The organism is Azospirillum melinis (genome assembly GCF_013340935.1).
Lineage (GTDB): Bacteria > Pseudomonadota > Alphaproteobacteria > Azospirillales > Azospirillaceae > Azospirillum > Azospirillum melinis.
Genome location: NZ_WHOS01000007.1, coordinates 101,445 through 120,055, shown reverse-complemented (window position 1 = coordinate 120,055; position 18,611 = coordinate 101,445). Strand labels below are relative to the sequence as shown.

General features: G+C 70.9%; 17 protein-coding genes. 6 read left to right on the top strand and 11 right to left on the bottom strand.

Features of this window, described 5'->3' with window-relative positions:
* The first annotated feature begins 1 nt into the window (after position 1).
* The 6 genes from GBZ48_RS07875 (at position 2) to GBZ48_RS07850 (ending at position 5,666) form a co-directional block, all read left to right on the top strand.
* Positions 2 to 1,015: an ABC transporter permease gene (locus GBZ48_RS07875; protein ID WP_174470518.1), complete on the top strand. Its 1,014-nt coding sequence runs from the start codon at positions 2 to 4 to the stop codon at positions 1,013 to 1,015.
* Positions 1,012 to 1,893, top strand: coding sequence for an ABC transporter permease (locus GBZ48_RS07870; RefSeq protein WP_174470517.1), 882 nt, complete (start codon positions 1,012 to 1,014; stop codon positions 1,891 to 1,893). The genes GBZ48_RS07875 and GBZ48_RS07870 overlap by 4 nt, the downstream gene beginning before the upstream one ends.
* Positions 1,890 to 2,927, top strand: coding sequence for an ABC transporter ATP-binding protein (locus tag GBZ48_RS07865; protein WP_174470516.1), 1,038 nt, complete (start codon positions 1,890 to 1,892; stop codon positions 2,925 to 2,927). Before GBZ48_RS07870 ends, GBZ48_RS07865 begins: the two co-directional genes overlap by 4 nt.
* Entirely contained in the window at positions 2,911 to 3,918 is a 1,008-nt protein-coding gene (locus GBZ48_RS07860) for an ABC transporter ATP-binding protein (protein WP_174470515.1), read from the top strand. Before GBZ48_RS07865 ends, GBZ48_RS07860 begins: the two co-directional genes overlap by 17 nt.
* Positions 3,919 to 3,950: 32 nt before the next feature.
* A complete protein-coding gene (locus GBZ48_RS07855) occupies positions 3,951 to 4,499 on the top strand; it encodes a carboxymuconolactone decarboxylase family protein (RefSeq protein WP_174470514.1) in 549 nt (182 codons plus the stop codon).
* Between the two features lie 132 nt (positions 4,500 to 4,631).
* On the top strand, positions 4,632 to 5,666 hold the full coding sequence (locus GBZ48_RS07850) for an aldo/keto reductase (RefSeq protein ID WP_174470513.1): 1,035 nt from the start codon (positions 4,632 to 4,634) through the stop codon (positions 5,664 to 5,666).
* A gap of 48 nt (positions 5,667 to 5,714) precedes the next feature.
* On the opposite strand, the gene GBZ48_RS07845 is transcribed toward GBZ48_RS07850, so the two are convergent.
* From GBZ48_RS07845 to GBZ48_RS07795, 11 genes are read right to left on the bottom strand one after another with little or no spacing between them, the layout of a single operon-like run.
* On the bottom strand, positions 5,715 to 6,716 hold the full coding sequence (locus GBZ48_RS07845) for a ketopantoate reductase family protein (RefSeq protein WP_174470512.1): 1,002 nt from the start codon (positions 6,714 to 6,716) through the stop codon (positions 5,715 to 5,717).
* Positions 6,713 to 8,368: a rhodanese-like domain-containing protein gene (locus GBZ48_RS07840; protein ID WP_174470511.1), complete on the bottom strand. Its 1,656-nt coding sequence runs from the start codon at positions 8,366 to 8,368 to the stop codon at positions 6,713 to 6,715. The genes GBZ48_RS07845 and GBZ48_RS07840 overlap by 4 nt, the downstream gene beginning before the upstream one ends.
* A gap of 32 nt (positions 8,369 to 8,400) precedes the next feature.
* A complete protein-coding gene (locus GBZ48_RS07835) occupies positions 8,401 to 9,195 on the bottom strand; it encodes a class II aldolase/adducin family protein (RefSeq protein WP_174470510.1) in 795 nt (264 codons plus the stop codon).
* Entirely contained in the window at positions 9,192 to 10,214 is a 1,023-nt protein-coding gene (locus tag GBZ48_RS07830; RefSeq protein ID WP_174470509.1) for an ABC transporter ATP-binding protein, read from the bottom strand. Before GBZ48_RS07830 ends, GBZ48_RS07835 begins: the two co-directional genes overlap by 4 nt.
* Positions 10,211 to 11,227, bottom strand: a complete 1,017-nt coding sequence (locus GBZ48_RS07825) for an ABC transporter ATP-binding protein (RefSeq protein WP_174470508.1) — start codon at positions 11,225 to 11,227, stop codon at positions 10,211 to 10,213. The genes GBZ48_RS07830 and GBZ48_RS07825 overlap by 4 nt, the downstream gene beginning before the upstream one ends.
* A 3-nt stretch (positions 11,228 to 11,230) precedes the next feature.
* Complete coding sequence (locus GBZ48_RS07820) at positions 11,231 to 12,124, bottom strand: ABC transporter permease (RefSeq protein ID WP_246307053.1); 894 nt, start codon at positions 12,122 to 12,124, stop codon at positions 11,231 to 11,233.
* A complete protein-coding gene (locus GBZ48_RS07815; protein WP_174470507.1) occupies positions 12,121 to 13,104 on the bottom strand; it encodes an ABC transporter permease in 984 nt (327 codons plus the stop codon). Before GBZ48_RS07815 ends, GBZ48_RS07820 begins: the two co-directional genes overlap by 4 nt.
* 25 nt (positions 13,105 to 13,129) lie before the next feature.
* Entirely contained in the window at positions 13,130 to 13,972 is an 843-nt protein-coding gene (locus GBZ48_RS07810; protein WP_174470506.1) for an SDR family NAD(P)-dependent oxidoreductase, read from the bottom strand.
* Positions 13,973 to 14,021: 49 nt separating this feature from the next.
* Positions 14,022 to 15,410 (bottom strand): LLM class flavin-dependent oxidoreductase, encoded by a 1,389-nt coding sequence (locus tag GBZ48_RS07805; RefSeq protein WP_174470505.1) that lies wholly within the window; start codon positions 15,408 to 15,410, stop codon positions 14,022 to 14,024.
* Positions 15,407 to 16,792, bottom strand: coding sequence for an LLM class flavin-dependent oxidoreductase (locus GBZ48_RS07800; RefSeq protein WP_174470504.1), 1,386 nt, complete (start codon positions 16,790 to 16,792; stop codon positions 15,407 to 15,409). Before GBZ48_RS07800 ends, GBZ48_RS07805 begins: the two co-directional genes overlap by 4 nt.
* Positions 16,793 to 16,801: 9 nt before the next feature.
* Entirely contained in the window at positions 16,802 to 18,448 is a 1,647-nt protein-coding gene (locus tag GBZ48_RS07795) for an ABC transporter substrate-binding protein (protein ID WP_246307052.1), read from the bottom strand.
* Positions 18,449 to 18,611: the final 163 nt, after the last annotated feature.

The window sequence follows — 18,611 nt, the reverse complement described above, 5'->3', positions numbered from 1 at the left end:
CATGGCCGGACCCTCGAGGCCTGTGGTCAGGGCTGGCCGCCGGCGGCTCCGCTTCTGGGCGGGGAGGCTGGTTCACATGGCGCTGGTCGTGCTCGGCATCGCCGTCGTCAACTTCTTTCTGCTGCATCTGGCCCCCGGCGACGCGGCCCAGGTGCTGGCGGGGGAGGCGGGATCGGCCACGCCGGAATACATGGCGGCCCTGCGCCGCCAGTTCGGGCTGGATCAGCCATTGCCGCTCCAGTTCCTCCAGTATCTCGGCAACCTGCTGACCTTCAACCTCGGCTTCTCCTTCCGGCATGGCCTGCCGGTGCTGGAGCTGATCGGGCAGCGGCTGCCGGCCACCCTGCTGCTGATGACCGCCAGCATCGGTTTCGCCGTGCTGGCCGGATCGGCGCTCGGCGTGGTCGCCGCGCGCAACGCCGGTCGGCTGGCCGATACGCTCATCTCGACGCTGGCCCTGCTGTTCTACGCCACGCCGGTGTTCTGGATCGGACTGGTGCTTGTGGTGGTCTTCTCGGTCGGGCTGGACTGGCTGCCGGTCGGCGGCATGACCAGCGTCGAGGCCGGCTATGGCGGCTGGGACCATGTCAAGGACGTCGCCCGTCATCTGGTGCTGCCGGCGGCGACCCTCGGGCTGTTCTACCTCGCCATCTACACCCGCCTGATGCGGGCGGCGATGCTGGAGGTGACGACCCAGGACTTCGTCCGCACCGCCGTCGCCAAGGGATTGAAGCCGCGCCGCATCGCTTTGCGTCACGTGCTGCGCAACGCGCTGCTGCCCGTCGTGACCATGCTCGGGGTGCAGGTCGGCTCGATCCTCGGCGGGGCGGTGCTGGTGGAGACCATCTTCGCCTGGCCGGGGCTGGGGCGCCTCGCCTTCGAGGCGCTGTTCCAACGCGACCTGAACCTGCTGCTCGGCATCCTGCTGTGCAGCTCGGCGGTGGTCGTGGTCGTCAATCTCGCGGTCGATCTCCTCTACACGGTGCTCGATCCGCGCATCGACTTTGCCAGATGAGCATCGCCCAATCCGTCCTGCCCGCTGCGGAGGAGCGGCCCGTCCGCCGCGGCCTGTTCGCCCGCCTGCTGCGCCGGCCGTCGGCGGTCGCCGGGCTGGCCCTGCTCGGCGCCATCCTCGCCATGGCGGCGCTGGCCGATGTCGTCTATCCGGCCGATCCGCTCGACATGGCGGGCACGCCCTTCCTGTGGCCGGGCGCCGATCCCGATTTCCCGCTCGGCACCGACATGATGGGGCGCGACATCGCCGCCGGCGTCTTCCACGGCGCGCGGGTGTCGCTGCTGATCGGGGGGGTGGCGACGCTGGTGTCGCTGGTCATCGGTGTCGGCGTCGGCGCCATTGCCGGCTTCTTCCGGGGGCGCGCAGATCACGCGCTGATGCATGTGACGGAGCTGTTCCAGACCATCCCGCCCTTCCTGTTCCCCATCGTCATCGTCGCCATCCTGCAGCCGACCATGACCACGGTGGTGCTCGCCATCGGGCTGACCTCCTGGCCCAGCCTGGCCCGGCTGGTGCGGGCGGAGGTGCTGCGCCTGCGCGACGGCGAGATGGTCCAGGCCAGCATCGTGCTCGGCCTGTCGGATGCGCGCATCATCCTGACCCATGTGCTGCCCAACGTACTGGCGCCGATCGTCGTGTCGGCGTCCATCATGGTGGCGTCGGCGATCCTGACGGAATCGAGCCTCGCCTTCCTGGGCTTGGGCGATCCCAACATCGTCAGCTGGGGCAGCATGGTCGGCGCCGGCCGCGAGGTGCTGCGCACTGACTGGTATGTCGCCACCGTGCCGGGCCTCGCCATCGTCGCGGCGGTGCTGGCCCTGAATCTGCTCGGCGACGGGCTGAACGACGCTCTCGATCCCAGGCAGAACCGCCGATGACCCAATCCCCTCAACCCGTTCTGGAGGTGGAGGACCTGTCCATCCGCTTCCAGGAGCGCGGACGCAGCCTGCTGGCGGTGCGCAACCTGTCCTTCCAGGTGGCGCGCGGCGAGACGCTGGCCATCGTCGGCGAGTCCGGCTGCGGCAAGTCGATCACCGCGCTGGCCCTTCTCGGCCTCGTTCCACCGCCGGGCCGCGCCGAGGGCAAGGCGATCCGGCTGGAGGGACGCAACCTGCTGGGGCTCGGCCCCGAGGCACTGCGCGATGTCCGCGGCCGCCGCATCGCCATGGTATTCCAGGAGCCGATGACCACGCTCAACCCGGTGCTGACCATCGGCGAGCAGATCGTCGAGACCATCCGCGACCATGAAACGGTGAGCCGCCGCGAGGCCCGCGACCGCGCGCTGACGCTGCTGGAGCGCGTCCACATCCCCGACCCGGTCCGCCGCTTCGGCGAGCACCCGCACCGGCTGTCCGGCGGGATGCGCCAGCGGGTGGTGATCGCCATGGCGCTGGCCTGCAACCCGGTGGTTCTGGTCGCCGACGAGCCGACGACGGCGCTCGACGTCACCATCCAGGCGCAGATTCTCGACCTGATCGACGAGCTGAAGCAGGGCGGCATGGGCGTCGTCCTCATCACCCACGATCTGGGCGTCGTCGCCGGCCATGCCGAGCGGGTGCTGGTGATGTATGCCGGCCGTAAGGTCGAGGAGCGCGCCGCCGCCGACCTGTTCGCAACCCCGCTGCACCCCTACACCCGCGGCCTGATCGCCGCCCGCCCGCGCCGCCGTGTGGACGGCGGCGGGCGCCCCCGGCTGGTCGAGATTCCCGGCACCGTGCCGTCGCTGGCGGCGATGCCGCCGGGCTGCGCCTTCGCCCCGCGCTGCGCGTCGGCGACGGAAGACTGCACCGCCGCCGAACCGCCCCTGACAGTGCTCAAGAACACATCGTTGGAAGACGGGCAGGTCGCCTGCCTCCGCGTCGGAGACTTCCTTGCCCCAAGCCACAGCCTTCCCCATGCCCGCCTCGCCTGACCCCGTGCGCCCCGACGCCGGGCAGGGCGAACCGCTGCTGGCGGTCGAGGACCTCGTCGTCCAGTACGACACGCCGCATGGTGTGGTCCACGCGGTGGACGGGGTGTCGCTGACCGTCGGGCGGGGCGAGACGCTCGGCCTCGTGGGCGAGTCAGGCTGCGGGAAATCGACCCTCGGCCGGGCGATCCTGCGGCTGATCGAGCCGGCCGCCGGCCGCATCCGTCTGGACGGCGAGGATCTCTCCGGCAAGAGCCGGGCGGCGCTGCGCCCGATCCGGCGCAAGTTGCAGATGGTGTTCCAGGACCCGTTCGGCTCGCTCGATCCCCGCTGGACCGTTGGGCAGCTGCTCGCCGAACCGCTGCACGTCCACGGCATCGGCCGGCGGTCGGAGCGGCGCGACCGCGTCGCCGAGCTGCTCGCCCGCGTCGGCTTGCCCGCGGATGCGGCCTCGCGCCATCCGCATGAGTTTTCCGGCGGCCAGCGCCAGCGGATCGGCATCGCCCGCGCGCTTGCCCTGTCGCCGGCGCTGGTGGTCTGCGACGAGCCGGTGTCGGCTCTCGACGTCTCGGTGCAGGCGCAGATCCTCAACCTGCTGGACGATCTGCAGCGCGATCTCGGCGTCGCCTTCCTGTTCATCAGCCACGACCTGTCGGTGGTCGAGCACATCGCCGACCGGGTCGGCGTGATGTATCTCGGCCGCATCGTCGAGACCGCCCCGCGCGAGGCGCTGTGGCGGCGTCCGCTGCACCCCTATACCCGGGCGCTGTTCGATGCGGTCCCCGATCTGGACCGGCCGGCGGAGCGGCGGACGCGGGCGGCGCTGACCGGCGACCTGCCCAGCGCCTTCGCGCCGCCGGCCGGCTGCCGTTTCCACACCCGCTGCCCCCTGGCGGTCGAGCGGTGCCGCCATGAGGCGCCATCGCTACGTGCCGTCGGCGACGCGGACCATTTTGTCGCCTGTCACCTCGCCGAACCCCCGGCTCAAAACTGATCCTGCCTGATCCGACAGAAGGAACCCTTCCCATGGCCCGTGTCCGCAACATCGAAATCGAGGACGTCAGCGGCGAAGCCCGCGCCGTCTACGAGCGCATCCAGCGCGACTACGGCCCCTTCGGCAACATGCTGCGCGTCTTCGCCCACCGCCCGCCGGCCTTGCGTCATGTCTTCGGGCTGCTGCTGGAGTCCGCATCCGACGCCGTCATCTCCAAACGGCATCTGGAGATCGTCCTGGTGACCGCGTCGAAGGCGGCCGCCTGTGCCTACTGCGTCGCGCACCACGCCCCGCGTCTGGTCGAACAGGGCCTGCCTGCCGAGACGGTGGAGCGGATCCTGGAACCGGACGTGCCGGGGCTCGACCCGGTGGACCGTCTGGTCAGGGACTACGCGGCGCAGGTGACCCGCGACCCGGCACGGGTGAGCGACGCCCTGTTCGCCCGCCTGCGCGAGCATTTCAGCGAGGAGCAGGTGGTCGAGCTGACGCTGCGCACCGCGCTCTGCGCGTTCTTCAACCGGTTCAACGAGGCGCTGGGAATCGAGATCGAGGAGGACGCCCTGACGCTGCCGCTTGCCTGAATGGCGGGGTGACTGTTCCACTGGTCTCGGCGCAGGGATCGGTCGCAGCGAGAGCGTCCAAGGCTGCCGGCCAGGGGGCTGCCGGCCGGGGATCCGCAGGGTGAGGCATCCAGCCAAGGGAGATTTGGGGACATGGTCGATTACCGCAATCTTGGCCGCAGCGGACTGAAGGTTCCGCCGCTGGCGCTGGGCACCATGATGTTCGGCGGGCAGACCGACGAGGCGACCGCCCACCGCATCGTCGCGAAAGCGCGGGCTCAGGGCTTCACCTTCATCGACACGGCCGACGTCTATCATCGCGGCGCGTCGGAGCGGGTGGTCGGAAGCGCGATCCGCGGCGACCGCGACGCCTGGGTGCTGGCGACCAAGTTCGCCAACCCGATGGGGGAGGGCCCGAACAGCAGGGGCATCTCGCGCAAGTGGATTGTCGAAGCGGTGGAGAACAGCCTGCGCCGCCTCGGCACCGACTACATCGACATCGCCTATATCCACCGGGCGTCGCTCGACGCACCGCTGGACGAGGCGGTGCGGGCCATCGCCGACCTGATCCGGGCCGGCAAGCTGCGCTATTTCGGCGTGTCCAACTTCAGCGGCTGGCGGATTGCCGAGATCGTCCATCTGGCCGACGCCCACGGCATCGACCGGCCGGTGGCGAGCCAGCCGCTCTACAACATCGTCGACCGCAAGGCGGAGGTGGAGCAGCTTCCGGCTGCGGGCCATTACGGGATCGGCGTCGTCTCCTACTCGCCGCTCGCCCGGGGCGTGCTGACCGGCAAATATGTTCCCGGCGCGGCGCCGGCGCCGGACACCCGGGCCGGCCGGGCCGACCGCCGCATCCTCGAAACCGAATGGCGTCCGGAATCCCTGGCCATCGCCCAGGAAATCCAGCGCCATGCCGCCGCCCGTGGCATCTCTGCCGCCGATTTCGCACTGGCCTGGGTGCTGAACAACCGGCTGGTCACCGCCGCCATCGCCGGCCCCCGCACCGAGGAACAGTGGGACGCCTATGTGCGGGCGCTCGATTACCGCTTCACCGCCGAGGACGAGGCGCTGGTCGACCGTCTGGTGTCGACGGGCAATGCGTCCACCCCCGGCTACAACGACCCCGGCTATCCGGTCGAGGGCCGCGTCCCGTTCGTCCCGGCGGCCGGTCCGGCGCCGGACTGACGGAACGCCTGCCGCCGATGGCGATGCCAAAAAAGACCTGCGCCGCCGTCACCGGCGCAGGGACCGGTCCAGGCCGCGCAGAATCGGCAGGACGATGTCGATGACCGGCGTCGGAACGGACCGCTCCCTGGCAAAGGCCTGCACTTGGCCGAGCAGGCATTCGACCTCGGTGGCGCGGCCGTGCAGGACATCCTGCAGCATGGAAGGCCGGGTTTCCGACCGCGTGGCTGCCCACCTCATCGTATCGTCGGCATCGGCGTGCTGGGTCAGATCATAGCCGAGCGCCCGGGCGGTGTCGGCCACCTCGCCGGCGATGCGCCGTCCGAGTTCCGCCAGCTCGGGGTCGACGGCCCGGTCCTTCGCCGACAGTCGGGTCAGGGCGGCCAGCGGATTGCCCGGCGCGTTGACCAGCAGCTTGCGCCAGATGTCGGTCCGGATGTCGGTCGACAGCAGGGCGGGCATGCCGGCGGCGGTGAACAGCTCGACCAGCCCGCGGGCCCGCGGGCTGTCACTGCCGTCAGGCTCGCCGATGACGAACCGGCTGTGCGCGCCGTGAACGACGACGCCCGGCTCGACGATCTCGTTGGGCGACATCACGACGCCGCCCAACGCCCGCGCCGGCCCGACGTTTCGCCAGAGCGCGGCGTCGGGATCGAGCAGCGGCAGCGGACCGCCGCCTTCCTCCAGGCCGCCTTCCCGCAGGCCATGGTTCCACCACCAGGGAATCCCGTTCAACAGGAAGACCGCGACCCCGTCGGGAGCCAGCAGCCGGGCGAGCGCGCCCGCCGCCGGCGGCAGGGCCGGCGCCTTCAGCGTGACGACGACGACATCCTGCGGCGGCAGGGTCGAAGGATCGTCGGTCGCCACCGGCACCGCGACGCGGAACTCTTCCCGATCGCTCCGGAAGGTGAGGCCGCGCTCGCGCATCGCTGTCAGGTGAGGACCGCGCGCGACGACGCCGACGCCGGGGACACCGGCGTGCAGCAGCTTCGCCGCCACATGGCTGCCGACCGCGCCCGCCCCGAAGATGCAGATCCGCGGGGCGGTCATCGCGCTGCCGCCGGTCCGATGCGGAAGCCGGCGGCTTCCGGCGTGCCGACGGCCCCCGGCAGCGACAGCTCCCAGTCGAGATAGGCGCGCGACGCTTCGAGGTTGCCGCTGTGGCGGTCATGGAGCCAGAACAGATGGTCGATGCGGTCGGCATCGGCAGGCTCGGAAGGCGACGTGACGACCGCAAGGCCGGCGGCCGTCCAGGCCGCCTCGCCGCCGGGAAGGACCGCGGCCGGAATGCCGGTTTCCTCCAGGTCCAGGGCGAGGAGATGGGCGGTCACCGGATCCTGCCCGGTCACCACGACCCCGGCCGCGCGGTCGAACCGTTCCGGCGGGCCGAGGCGCGAGCGGTTGGCCCAGAGCGCTCCCGCCGGGTGGGAGCGGCGGTAATCGCCGCTGGAATCCGAGAAGAGCAGAGCCGCACCGCGCCGCAGCCGGTCACCGGCCTCGCTGGCGGAAAGCGGCTTCGCCCGCTGTGGGGGGAGCGGCACCGCATGGGCGGGAGGCGGGGCTGTCCCCGACACCAGTCCGGGCAGGACCAGCGCATCCCAGCCGAGTTGGCGCAACCAGTGCGCCGTCACGGTGGCGCGCACGCCGTCGTCGTCGGTCAGCACGATCCGTGCCCCGCGGGTGGCCGCCCATGTGTCGAGCGCCTGCACCAGCTGCCCGCCCTGGGCGGACGGAACCCCCTCGGCATGTCCCCCGGCATGCTCGGCCGGCAGGCGGACGTCGAAGAGATAGGTGGTTCGGGCGGGATCGGCACGCAGCCGCTCCAGCGCGGCGCGGTCGATCACCGGGACGGCGAAGCGCCGGGCAAGGTCGGCGGCGCGCTGTCGCGCCAGCTCGCGGGCCTCCGGCCCCACCGGCGGCCGGGGCGGAAGCGGCTTGTCGCGCTCCAGTTCGAAGCCGGCAAGGCGCCAGCCCTGGGTTCCGCCCGACAGGGCGACCACGCGGTTGGGAATGCCGGCGTTGATCAGCGCCTGGGCGCCGATGATGCCCCGCGTCCGTCCGGCGCAGGAGACGACGACGAGACTGTCCGGCGAGGGAACGAGGTCGGCGAAGCGGTGGACGATCTCAGCACCCGGCGCGCTGACGGCACCCGGCACATGGAACCGCTCGAACTCTTCCACGGTGCGGCTGTCGAGGATCACCAGATCGGCCCCGGCCCGGACGAGCCGGTCGAGTTCGGCCGCCTCGATGTCCGGTGTATGATAGGCGTGTTCGACGCATTCGGCGAAGGCCTTGCCCGGCACGTTGACGCTGGGGAAGAGCAGCAGGCCGGCGGCGGACCAGGACTCCACCCCGCCGGACAGCACATGGACGCCGGTATAGCCGAGCGCCGAGAGCCGGCTGGCCGCAAGCGCAGCGACCGGCTCCCCGGCCAGCAGCACGATGCGGGTGTCGGCGCGCGGGACGAGCGCGGCGATGTCGAACTCCAGCCGGCTGAACGGTATGTTGACGGCGAGAAGCGGGTGCCCCTCGCCGAAGGGACCTTCCTCGCGCAGGTCGAGGAAGGCGATCTCGCCGCCGTCCTCCAGCCAGTCCAGAAGCGTCCGGGGATCGATGCCGGTCGTCCCGGCTGGCGTCTCAATCGGTGTTCTGGCCGGCGTCCTGGCCGGTATCCCGGCCAGGGCGGGGGGGAAGGTGGTCACGGCGGTTCCCTTTCGGTCGAAGGCGGGGACGGTCATTCGCGGTAGCCGGGATTCTGGCGGTCGAGCAGCCGCTTCAGGGCCCCGAAATGCAGCTCGTGGCCCGACGCCACGCCGGGGGCCAGCGGGCCGCCGGTGATGGTGGCGTGGACATGCGCGACCATCTCGCCGGGCAGTTCGCGCAGCGGCTTGCCGGTCCATTGGGCGAAGAGCTGCACCCGCGCCGCCCGCTCCAGCGTATAGAGCCGGTCGTAGGCTTCCGAGATGGTCCGGCCGGCGACCAGCACGCCGTGATGCGCCATGATCAGGATGGTCTTGTCGCCGAGGATGTCGGCCAGACGTTCGCCCTCGGCCGGGTCGCGGGCGAGGCCGGTGTAGTCGTCGTCATAGGCGATCTCGGCGATCAGCTGGGCCTCGGTGTGCCCGATCGGCAGCAACCGCTGGTCCTGCAACCGGGTCAGCGCGCTGGTGTAGGGCATGTGGGTGTGGAACAGCGCGGCGTGCTGCGGCTTGCGCCGGTGGATGGGGGCGTGGATGCAGAAGGCGGAGCGCTGGAGCGGTCCCTTGCCGTCGAGCAGGCGGCCGTCGTAATCGACGGTGAGCAGGTCGCCGGCCTTGATCTCCGACCAGTGCAGCCCGAGCGGGCTGACATAGAAGCGGTCGTCATGTCCCGGCACCGTCAAGGTGAAATGGTTGTAGATGCCCTCGCTCATTTCCTGGATCACCGCCAGGCGCTGGGCCGCGGCCAGATCGACGCGGGCCTGCCTCTGCTCGGCCGTCTCGAAAGTCGGGTCATGCGCGGGGACGGGCTTGCCGGTGACGGCGTTCATTGGACGGTGTCCTTCTGCAGGAAATGGGGAAGGGACGGGGCTGCCGCACCACCGGGCGCGGCATCGGGTGCGGTATGGAGATGGCAGGCGACCGCATGGCCGGGGGCGATCTCGGCCAGCCGCGGCGCCTGCTCGCGGCACAGGCGGGTCGCGAAGGGGCAGCGGCCGGCGAAGCGGCATCCGGGCGGCGGATCCTGCGGCGCCGGCAGGTCGCCCGGCAGCAGCCGGGTCCGGTCCAGCCCGCGCCGTTCGGGGGCCATGCGCGGAACCGCGGCGATCAGCGCCTGGGTGTAGGGGTGGGCCGGCGACCGCCACAGGGCCGCGCGGTCGGCGATCTCGACGATCTGGCCGAGATACATCACGGCGATCCGGTCGGCGAGATGCTGGACTACCGAGAGGTCGTGGCTGATGAACAGGTAGGCGATCCCGCGCGACGCCTGCAGGTCGGCCAGCAGGTTGAGGATCTGCGCCTGCAGCGAGACGTCGAGCGCCGAGACCGGCTCGTCGCAGACGATCAGGCTCGGCTCCAGCATCAGGGCGCGGGCGATGGCGATGCGCTGGCGCTGGCCGCCGGAGAATTCATGCGGCAGCCGGTCCGCCATCTCCGGATGCAGCCCGACCTGGGCCATGACCTCGCGCACCCTGTCGCGCCGCTCGCTCCGGTCGCCCCGGCCATGCACGGCCAGCGGCTCCTCCAGGGCGCGGCGGATGCGCTGGCGCGGATCGAGCGAGGCCGCCGGATCCTGGAACACCATCTGGAAGCGGCGGCGGTGCGGCCGCAGATGGCGGCCGCTCAGCCGGCCGATGTCCACGCCGTCGAGCCGGATGGCGCCGGAATGCGGATCGACGATCCGCATGATCGCCTTGCCGAGCGAGGATTTGCCGCAGCCGGACTCGCCGACCAGACCCAGCGTCCTGCCGGCATGCAGGGAGAAGGACACGCCGTCAACCGCCATCAGGGAGCCGCGCCGGGTGGCGTAGCGGACGCGGAGATCCTCGACCTCGAGAAGCGCGCTCATTCCGCCGCCCTCCATTGGCTGCGGTCGGTCCATCGCGGGATCTGCCGGGGCGCCCGGGCCGCCAGATCGACCTTGTGGCAGGCGACCGCGGCCCGCCCGTGCCGCTGCAACGGCGGAACGGCGGCGCAGCCGGCGTCGGCGTCGGCGCAGCGCGGAGCGAAGGCGCAGCCCGGCGGGATCGCGCCCGGCAGGGGCACCAGGCCGGGGATTTCCTGCAGCCGCTGCCGCGGCGGCGGCTCGCCCAGCGTCAGCCGCGGCTTGGCCCCCATCAGCCGGCGGGTGTAGGGGTGCAGCGGGGCAGCGAACAGGCCGGGCGTGTCCTGCTCCTCGACCTTGCGTCCGGCATACATGACCAGCACGCGGTCGGCGGTTTCGGCAACGACGCCGAGGTCGTGGGTGATGAGGATCAGCCCCATGCCGAGGTCGCGGCGCAGCTCGTCCAGCAGGCAGAGAATCTGCGCCTGGATGGTGACGTCGAGCGCCGTCGTCGGCTCGTCGGCGATCAGCAGGGCGGGGTTGGCGGCGATGGCGATGGCGATGGCGACCCGCTGGCGCATGCCGCCCGAGAAGCGGTGCGGATGGTCGTCGAGGCGGCGGTGGGCGTCGGGAATATGGACGAGATCCAGCAGCTCCGCCGCCCGCGCCCGCGCCGCCCGGGCACCGAGCGGGCTGTGGGCGCGCACCGCCTCGGCGACCTGCTCGCCGACGGTCAGCACCGGATTGAGCGCCGACATCGGGTCCTGGAAGACGATGCCGATGCGGTCGCCGCGCACGGCGCGCATCCGTGCCTCGGGCAGGCCGGTCAGGTCCAGCCCGTCGAGCCGCACCCGTCCGCCGATCCGTCCCGGCGGCGCCACCAGCCGCGTCAGCGCCAGCGCCGTCATCGATTTGCCGCAGCCGGATTCACCGACGATGGCCAGCGTCTCGCCGGCCTCGACCGAGAAGGACAGCCGGTCGACGACGACGGCGTCGCCGAAACGGACGGTCAGGTCTTCGACCTCGAGCAGGCTCATGGGTCACCTCACGGGGGTGCGGGGATTGAGGAGGTCGTTCAGGCCGTTGCCGATCAGCATGAAGCCCATGACGGTGAGGAAGATCGCCCCGCCGGGAAGTGCCGTCATGTACCAGGCGGTGCGCAGCATCGGCCGGCCGGCGCCGACCATGCTGCCCCAGCTCATCCCGTTGGGGTCGCCGAGGCCGAGGAAGGACAGCGAGGCGTCGGACAGGATCGCCTGGGCCACCAGGATCGAGGCGGCGACCACGACCGGCGCCAGGCTGTTCGGCAGCACATGGAGCAGGACGATCCGCCCGTGTCCCATGCCCAGCGTGACCGCGGCGTCGACATAGTCGAGCCGGCGCACCCGAACCGCCTCCGCCCGCACCAGCCGGGCGATCTGCGGCCAGGCGGTGATGCCGATGGCGAAGCTGATGCTGGCGGTGGTCGGCCCGAGGATCACCACCAGGATGATGGTGAAGAGCAGGCTGGGCATGGTCTGGAACAGTTCGCTGATCCGCATCAGCACGTCGTCGACGGCACCGCCGAAATAGCCGGCCAGCACGCCGGCGGCGATGCCGACCAGCAGCGCCAGCGTCGCCGCGGCGATGCCGACGGTCAGCGAGGTGCCGGCGGAATGGGCCATCGCCGCCGCCATGTCGCGGCCCAGCATGTCGGTGCCGAGGGGGAAGCGGGCGTCGATGCCGGGCCAGGTGCCGGCGGGGCCGGCCATGTCGCGCGGATCGCCCGGATAGAGCAGGCCGGCGGACAGGGCGACGGCGACGACTGCGGCCAGCAGCAGCAGGCCGACCAGCAGCGCCCGCGAACCGCGCAGCCGGCGCAGTCCCGGCGTGCGCATCAGGCGCTGGAGGATGCCGCCCGGCATCCCGCCATGGGTCGGGGTGGACAGGCTCATTGACGGACCTCCACCCGCGGGTCGAGCGCCGCATAGAGCAGGTCGACCGCCAGATTGACGACGATGACGATGAAGGAGCTGCACAGGAAGATGCCGAGCAGCAGGTTGACGTCGCGCGAGAACACCGCCTCCTGCGCCAGCCGGCCGAGGCCGGGCCAGCCAAAGACCGTCTCGACCACCACCGTGCCGCCGAAGATGGCGCCGAGTTGCAGGCCGGTGACCGTCACGATGGGCAGCAGGGCGTTGCGCAGCACGTGGCGGATCACCACGCGGGCCTCGGTCAGCCCCTTGGCCCTGGCCGTGCGCACGAAATCGAGCCCGTAGACCTCCAGCATCGCCGAGCGGGTGATGCGGACATAGATCGACAGGAAGAACAGGCTGAGCGTCACGGCCGGCAGCACCAGATGCCGGCCGATGTCTAGCCACTCGTCCCAACGGCCGCGGTAATCCGCCCCCACCGTCACCATGCCGGCCGACGGCAGCCAGCGCAGCTCGATGGAGAACAGCACGATCAGCATCAGCCCGACCCAGAACAGCGGGGTGGCGAAGCCCATGGTGGAGACGACCGAGATCGCCTCGTCCAGCAGACTTCCGCGCGACCGCGCCGCCACCACGCCGAGGAGCACGCCGACCAAGAGCGCGAACAGGATCGCGGTCAGCGACAGCAGGATCGTCGCCGGCAGACGTTCGAGGATCAGCTCGCCCACCGGCATGCCCTGGCGGAAGGAATAGCCGAGGTCGAAATGCAGGATGCCCTGGATGTAGTTCAGGAACTGGAGGTGGACCGGAATGTCGAGCCCGTAGAGCCGGCGCAGGTTCTCCATGAACTCCGGCGTCGCCGAGCCGGACTCCCCGGCGATGACGTCGGCGAGGTCGCCCGGCGTCAGCTTCAGCAGCAGGAAGTTCAGCAGCACGATGGCGAAGGCCATCGGCAGTGCCTGGACCAGCCGGCGGAAGACGTAGCGCAGCGATGTCGGCATGGCGTTCTCCGTCCTCAGGCGGCCGCTACAGGGCCAGGCTCTGGCCGCCGTCCACCGCGACCAGCGCGCCGACCACGTAGCTCGCCCGCTCGCTGGCCAGGAACAGCGCCACCTCGGCGATCTCATGGGCCTCGCCGTAGCGGCGCAGCGGCGTGGCGGCGGCACCGGCGGCCAGCGCCTCGTCGCGGCTGATGCCGAGGCGTCTGGCCTCCAGGGCGAGGTTCTGCTCGATGCGGTCGGTCAGGGTGAAGCCGGGATTGATTGCGTTGATGCGGATGCCGTAGGGCGCGTATTCGCGGGCGAGCCCCAGCGTCGACAGCAGCAGGGCGGCGTTGGCGGAGCCGCCCGGCAGATGGGTGCCGGAGGGAATGCGGCCGCCGGTGCCGACGATGTTGACGATGGCGCCGATCTGCCGGGGCGGAGGCAGCCGGGTTTCCGCCCGGCCGTCCGCCCCGGCCCCCGCCCCGGCCCGGCGCCGGAAGCTCCTGAGCACGGCGTCCTGGGCGTGGATGTAGGGGAAGAACTTGGCCTCAAGCCCGGCCTTCCAGGCGGCGGCGTCGAGGTCCTCGGCCGGGGTGCGCTTCGCGGCGCCGGCGCTGTTGATCAGCACCTCGACCGGGCCGAAGGGGCGTTCGGCCTCGGCGACGGCGCGGGTGGCCTCGGCAGCGTCGGCGAAATCGGCGGCGACCGTCGCGACCTCCAGCCCCTCGGCGGCGAGGGCGGCCTGCGCGGCGGCGAGGTTCTCACGGCTGCGCGACGCGATGACCACGCGCGAGCCTTCGCGGGCGAAGGCGCGGGCGGCGGCGAGGCCGAGCCCCTTGCTGCCGCCGGTGACGAGGACGACCTTGCCGGCAAGGGCGAGATCCATGGCGAAACTCCTGTTGGGCTGGCGGTCAGGCTGACGGTCAGGCTGACGGTCAGGCTGTAGGGCCGGGCTGGCGGAAGGCGTGGCCGGGATGGCGCGGCGAAAGCCGGGCATGGCCGGGACCGAACAGCTTCTCGCGCAGGGGGCCGGGGCTGTATTCGGTCTTGTAGACCCCGCGGTCCTGGAGTTCGGGCACCAGCAGGTCGACGATGTCGGTCAGGTTGGCCGGCTCCACCACGCGGGTGAGGTTGAAGCCGTCGGCGCCGGCCTCGACCCAGGTCAGCAGCTCGTCTGCCACCTGCGACGGCGTGCCGACGATGAAGGGGCCGCGCCCGCCGACCTCGCCGAAATCGGCGAGGTCGCGCACGCGCCAGACCCGGTCCGGGCTGCGCAGGGTCATCGCCTCGATCTTCGACTGCATGCCGTTGCTCTTGACGTAGCGCACCGGATCGTCGGGGCCGTATTGCGAGAAGTCGATGCCGGTCCAGCCCGACAGCAGGGCGAGGGCGCCCCGGGTGTCGAGATGGCTGCGGTACTCCTCGTACTTGTCGCGCGCCTCCGCCTCGGTCGGGGCGACGATGACGGTGGCGCCGACGAAGACCAGAAGATCCTCCGGGTGCCGGCCATAGGCGGCGGCGCGGCGGCGGATGTCGGCGGCGGCCTCCGCAACCGCGGCCCTGCTCTGGTTCATGAACACGCATTCGGCGTGGCGTGCCGCGAACTCGCGCCCGCGGCCCGAGGTGCCGGCTTGGTAGAGCAGGGGGGTGCGCTGCGGCGAGGGTTCGCTGAGATGGATGGCGTCGAGGTCGAAGAAGGTGCCGCGATGGGTGATCCGGTGGACCTTCTCCGGCCGGACGAAGACCCTGCCGGCCTTGTCGCGTACCGCCGCACCGTCCTCCCAGCTGCCCTCCCACAGCCGGTAAGCCAGTTCCAGGAACTCGTCGGCGCGGTCGTAGCGCTGGTCGTGCTCCCGCACCCCGCCGTCGCCGATTGCCCGTGCGGCGCTTTCCAGATAGCCGGTGACGATGTTCCAGCCGACCCGCCCCTTGGTCAGGTGGTCGAGCGTGGAGAAGCGGCGGGCGAGGTAATAGGGCTGTTCGTACCCGACCGAAGCGGTGACGCCGAAGCCGAGATCGCGGGTCGCCGCGGCCATGGCGGAGATCAGGACCGACGGGTCGTTGCTCGGGATTTGGGCGCCGGCCGCCAGCGCCGCGTCCGGCGTGCCGGCATAGACGTCGTAGACGCCGGAGACGTCGGCCAGGAAGATGCCGTCGAGCTTGCCGCGCTCGGCGGTGCGTGCCAGCTCGATCCAGAAATCGAGGTCGGTGTAGTCGGCGCAGCGGTCCTTCGGATGGGTCCACAGGCCGGCCCAGGAATGGCCGGGCGCGTTCATGTGGAAGGCGTTGAGGCGGATTTCCTTATGGTGGGTCCGGCCGGTCATGCCGCGTCCTCCGCCGGCAGGTGCCGGAAGGCCGCCGCCGGATGCGGAGCGGTCAGCCGGGCCCGCCCGGGGCCGTAGAGCTTCTCGCGCAGCGTACCGGGGGCATAGTCGCGCTTGCAGGCGCCGCGGCGCTGCAGTTCCGGCACCACCAGATCGACGAAGTCGACGTAGCTGTCCGGCGCCACCGCATAGGCGAGGTTGAAGCCGTCGGCGCCGACCTCCTCGACCCATGACTGCAACTCGTCCGCCACCTGGGTGGGCGAGCCGACGATCACCGGCCCCTGCCCGCCGATGCCGGCATGGCGGGCGATCTCGCGCAGGGTCCAGGAGCGGTCGGGATCGGCGGTGGTGAAGGCCTCGATGGTGGAGACCACGCCGTTGTCGCGGTCCTCGAAGCGCAGAACCTCGTCGGGATCGCGCCCGGCGAGATCGATTCCGGTCCAGCCGGAAAAGAGCACGAGGGCGCCTTCGTGGCTGATATAGCTCTGGTAGTCCGCCAGCTTGGCCTTCGCCTCCCGTTCGGTCTCGCCGGTGATGACGGTGACGAGCGGGAAGAACAGAAGCTCGGCCGGGTCGCGGCCGTTCTCGGCGGCGCGGCGGCGCACGTCGCGGACGACGGCGCCGGCCACCGTCTTGGTAGGGGCGGCCAGGAAGATACCTTCGGCGTGCCGGGCGGCGAACTGGCGCCCGCGCTGCGACCCGCCGGCCTGGAAGAGCAGGGGGGTGCGCTGTGGCGACGGTTCGGTCAGGTGGATGGCGTCGAGGCGGTAATGCTCCCCGTCGTGACGGACGCGGTGCACCTTGGCGGGATCGGCGAAGATGCCGGCCTCGCGGTCCCAGAGGACCGCGTCGTCCTCCCAGCTGCCCTCCCACAGCTTGTAGACCACCTCCATGAACTCGTCGGCGATGTCGTAGCGCCGGTCATGGGCGACGATGCTGCGCCCCAGCCCCTTGGCGCCGGCCGCCGACTTGCCGGTGACGATGTTCCAGGCCAGCCGGCCGCGGGTGAGCTGGTCGAGGGTGGACAGCCGGCGGGCGAACAGATAGGGCTGCTCGAAGGACAGGTTGCCGGTGACGGCGAAGCCGAGGTCGCGGGTGGCATGCGCCATCGCCGGGATCAGCAGGATCGGGTCGTTGGTTGGCACCTGCGACCCATGGCGCAGCGCCGCCTCGATCCCGCCGCCATAGACGTCGTTCACCCCGATGCCGTCGGCGAGGAAGACGGTGTCGAAACTGCCGCGCTCCAGCGTGCGCGCCAGTTCGACCCAGTAGCCGAGATCCTGGTAGGAGGTGGAGCGGTCGCGCGGATGCCGCCACAGTCCCGGCGACTGGTGGACCGGCCGGTTGACGACGAAGGCGTTGAAACGGATTTCCTTGGCCATGCTTTCCTCTCAGGCCGACAGCCAGGCGTCGGCGAGCGAGGCCAGCGCCGCATCGGGGGCCTGTGCCAGACCCCGGAGTTTCCGGCTGTGGATGGTGACGTGCCGCATTTCGGACAGCGGCAGGATCGGCAGATCGGTCATGGCGATCGCCTGCAACTCGCCGAACAGCGCCTTGCGTTTTCCAGCATCCGGCTCGACCTGGAGCGCCTTGATGACGCGGTCGGCCTCCGGGTTGTCGTAGCCGGTGTTGTTGGAGGTCGGAACCCCCCGGACATGGTTGGTCGACAGCAGCAGCCGCGGCAATCCCATCTCCGGATCCATCATCACGGCCACGGTGTTGCTGTCGATGTCGTAGGCGTAATCGGTGTAGACCCGCCTGGTCCAGCTCGGATAGTCCTGGCCGCGCAGCACGAAGTCGATGCCGACCTTCTTCAGGTTGTTGCGGATGTATTCGCCGGCATCCCGATAGGTCTCGCCGAAGGGCAGATAGTCGTGGGTGACGGTAAAGCGGACGCCGTTGGCACCCCGTGGCAGGCCGGCCTCGTCCAGCAGCGCTTCCGCCCGGGCGGGATCGTGGTCGTGGCGCGGGACGTCGGGATTGTGGAAGCGGGTGAGCTGCGACGGCACGGGGCTCACAGCCGGCTTGCCGAAGCCGTACCAGACCGTGTCGATCAGTCCCTGGCGGTCGATGGCATGGGCAATGGCGCGCCGCACCCGCAGGTCGGCCAGATGCGGGTTCGACAAATTGAAATCGAGCAGGAAGACGTGGGACTGGAAGGCATAGCCGCTGGTGCTGACCGCCAGCGCCGGGTCGTTGCGGAGCCGGGCGACATCGGCGAGCGGGACCGCGGTGAAGGGAGCATAGTGGATCTCGCCGGTCTCCAGGGCCACCGCCCGCGACGCGGCATCGGGAATGATCCGGAAGACGAGGCGGTCGAGGTGGGGCTTGCCCTCGTCCCAGTAGGCGGGGTTGCGGTCCAGCACGATGTGCTGGCCCTTCCTCCACTCCTTGAAGATGAAGGGGCCGGTGCCGACCGGCGCGTTGTTCCTGGGGTTTTTCAGGATGTCGGTGTTCTCGTACAGGTGCTTCGGCATCACCTGCGATTCCGCCGCGTTCAGCGCGCTCAGGATCACCGGGGCCGGTGCCGAGAGGCGGAAGATCGCGGTGTGCGGATCGGGCGTCTCGACGTCGAGCAGGGCGCTGAAGGTCACCCGGCCGCGCGCATGCAGCTTCTTCCACAGCTCCAGCGCGCTGAACCGCACGTCGGCGGCGGTGAAGTCCGCGCCATCATGCCATGTCACCCCCTTGCGCAGCCGGAAGAGGATGCTGCGGCCGCCGTCCGACACCTCCCAGGATTCGGCCAGCGCCGGCTGCGGCAGCATCTCCTCGTCGTAGCGCAGCAACCCGTCATAGACGTTCGCGCTGACCGAGGCGTTTGCGTAGTTGTTGTTGACCGCGCTGGCGAGCGCGGTCGGTTCCGGCTGGATGACCGCCACCAGGGTGCCGCCGCGCACCGGTTGTCCGGCGGCGGGAACCGGTGCCGCGGACGCCACTCCTCCAGGCAATCCCAGCGAGGCGAGCGCGACGAAGGCCCCTTGCGAGAAGCGGCGGCGCGAGACCGCCGGAAGCGGCGGTCGTGAGGGATTCTTGAGCAACGCGGCTTCTCCCGGCCGGCATCGGCCGGCCTCTGTCCTGATGGCGTTGAGAGCGATCTTGCGGCTGGCGCCCGGCCGGACCTGACACTGTCCGCCTGGTCCGGATCCGCCCGGCGAGGGTGGCTGGAGGGTGTCCGGGGGTTCCTGCCCGTCTGGTTTCTAC

Coding starts and splice junctions, on each gene's coding strand:
- GBZ48_RS07850 (WP_174470513.1), top strand. CDS start 4,632: ATGGTCGATTACCGCAATCTTGGCCGCAGCGGACTGAAGGTTCCGCCG.
- GBZ48_RS07805 (WP_174470505.1), bottom strand. CDS start 15,410: ATGACCGGCCGGACCCACCATAAGGAAATCCGCCTCAACGCCTTCCAC.
- GBZ48_RS07820 (WP_246307053.1), bottom strand. CDS start 12,124: ATGAGCCTGTCCACCCCGACCCATGGCGGGATGCCGGGCGGCATCCTC.
- GBZ48_RS07855 (WP_174470514.1), top strand. CDS start 3,951: ATGGCCCGTGTCCGCAACATCGAAATCGAGGACGTCAGCGGCGAAGCC.
- GBZ48_RS07800 (WP_174470504.1), bottom strand. CDS start 16,792: ATGGCCAAGGAAATCCGTTTCAACGCCTTCGTCGTCAACCGGCCGGTC.
- GBZ48_RS07865 (WP_174470516.1), top strand. CDS start 1,890: ATGACCCAATCCCCTCAACCCGTTCTGGAGGTGGAGGACCTGTCCATC.
- GBZ48_RS07830 (WP_174470509.1), bottom strand. CDS start 10,214: ATGAGCGCGCTTCTCGAGGTCGAGGATCTCCGCGTCCGCTACGCCACC.
- GBZ48_RS07875 (WP_174470518.1), top strand. CDS start 2: ATGGCCGGACCCTCGAGGCCTGTGGTCAGGGCTGGCCGCCGGCGGCTC.
- GBZ48_RS07825 (WP_174470508.1), bottom strand. CDS start 11,227: ATGAGCCTGCTCGAGGTCGAAGACCTGACCGTCCGTTTCGGCGACGCC.
- GBZ48_RS07845 (WP_174470512.1), bottom strand. CDS start 6,716: ATGACCGCCCCGCGGATCTGCATCTTCGGGGCGGGCGCGGTCGGCAGC.
- GBZ48_RS07870 (WP_174470517.1), top strand. CDS start 1,012: ATGAGCATCGCCCAATCCGTCCTGCCCGCTGCGGAGGAGCGGCCCGTC.
- GBZ48_RS07815 (WP_174470507.1), bottom strand. CDS start 13,104: ATGCCGACATCGCTGCGCTACGTCTTCCGCCGGCTGGTCCAGGCACTG.
- GBZ48_RS07835 (WP_174470510.1), bottom strand. CDS start 9,195: ATGAACGCCGTCACCGGCAAGCCCGTCCCCGCGCATGACCCGACTTTC.
- GBZ48_RS07860 (WP_174470515.1), top strand. CDS start 2,911: ATGCCCGCCTCGCCTGACCCCGTGCGCCCCGACGCCGGGCAGGGCGAA.
- GBZ48_RS07810 (WP_174470506.1), bottom strand. CDS start 13,972: ATGGATCTCGCCCTTGCCGGCAAGGTCGTCCTCGTCACCGGCGGCAGC.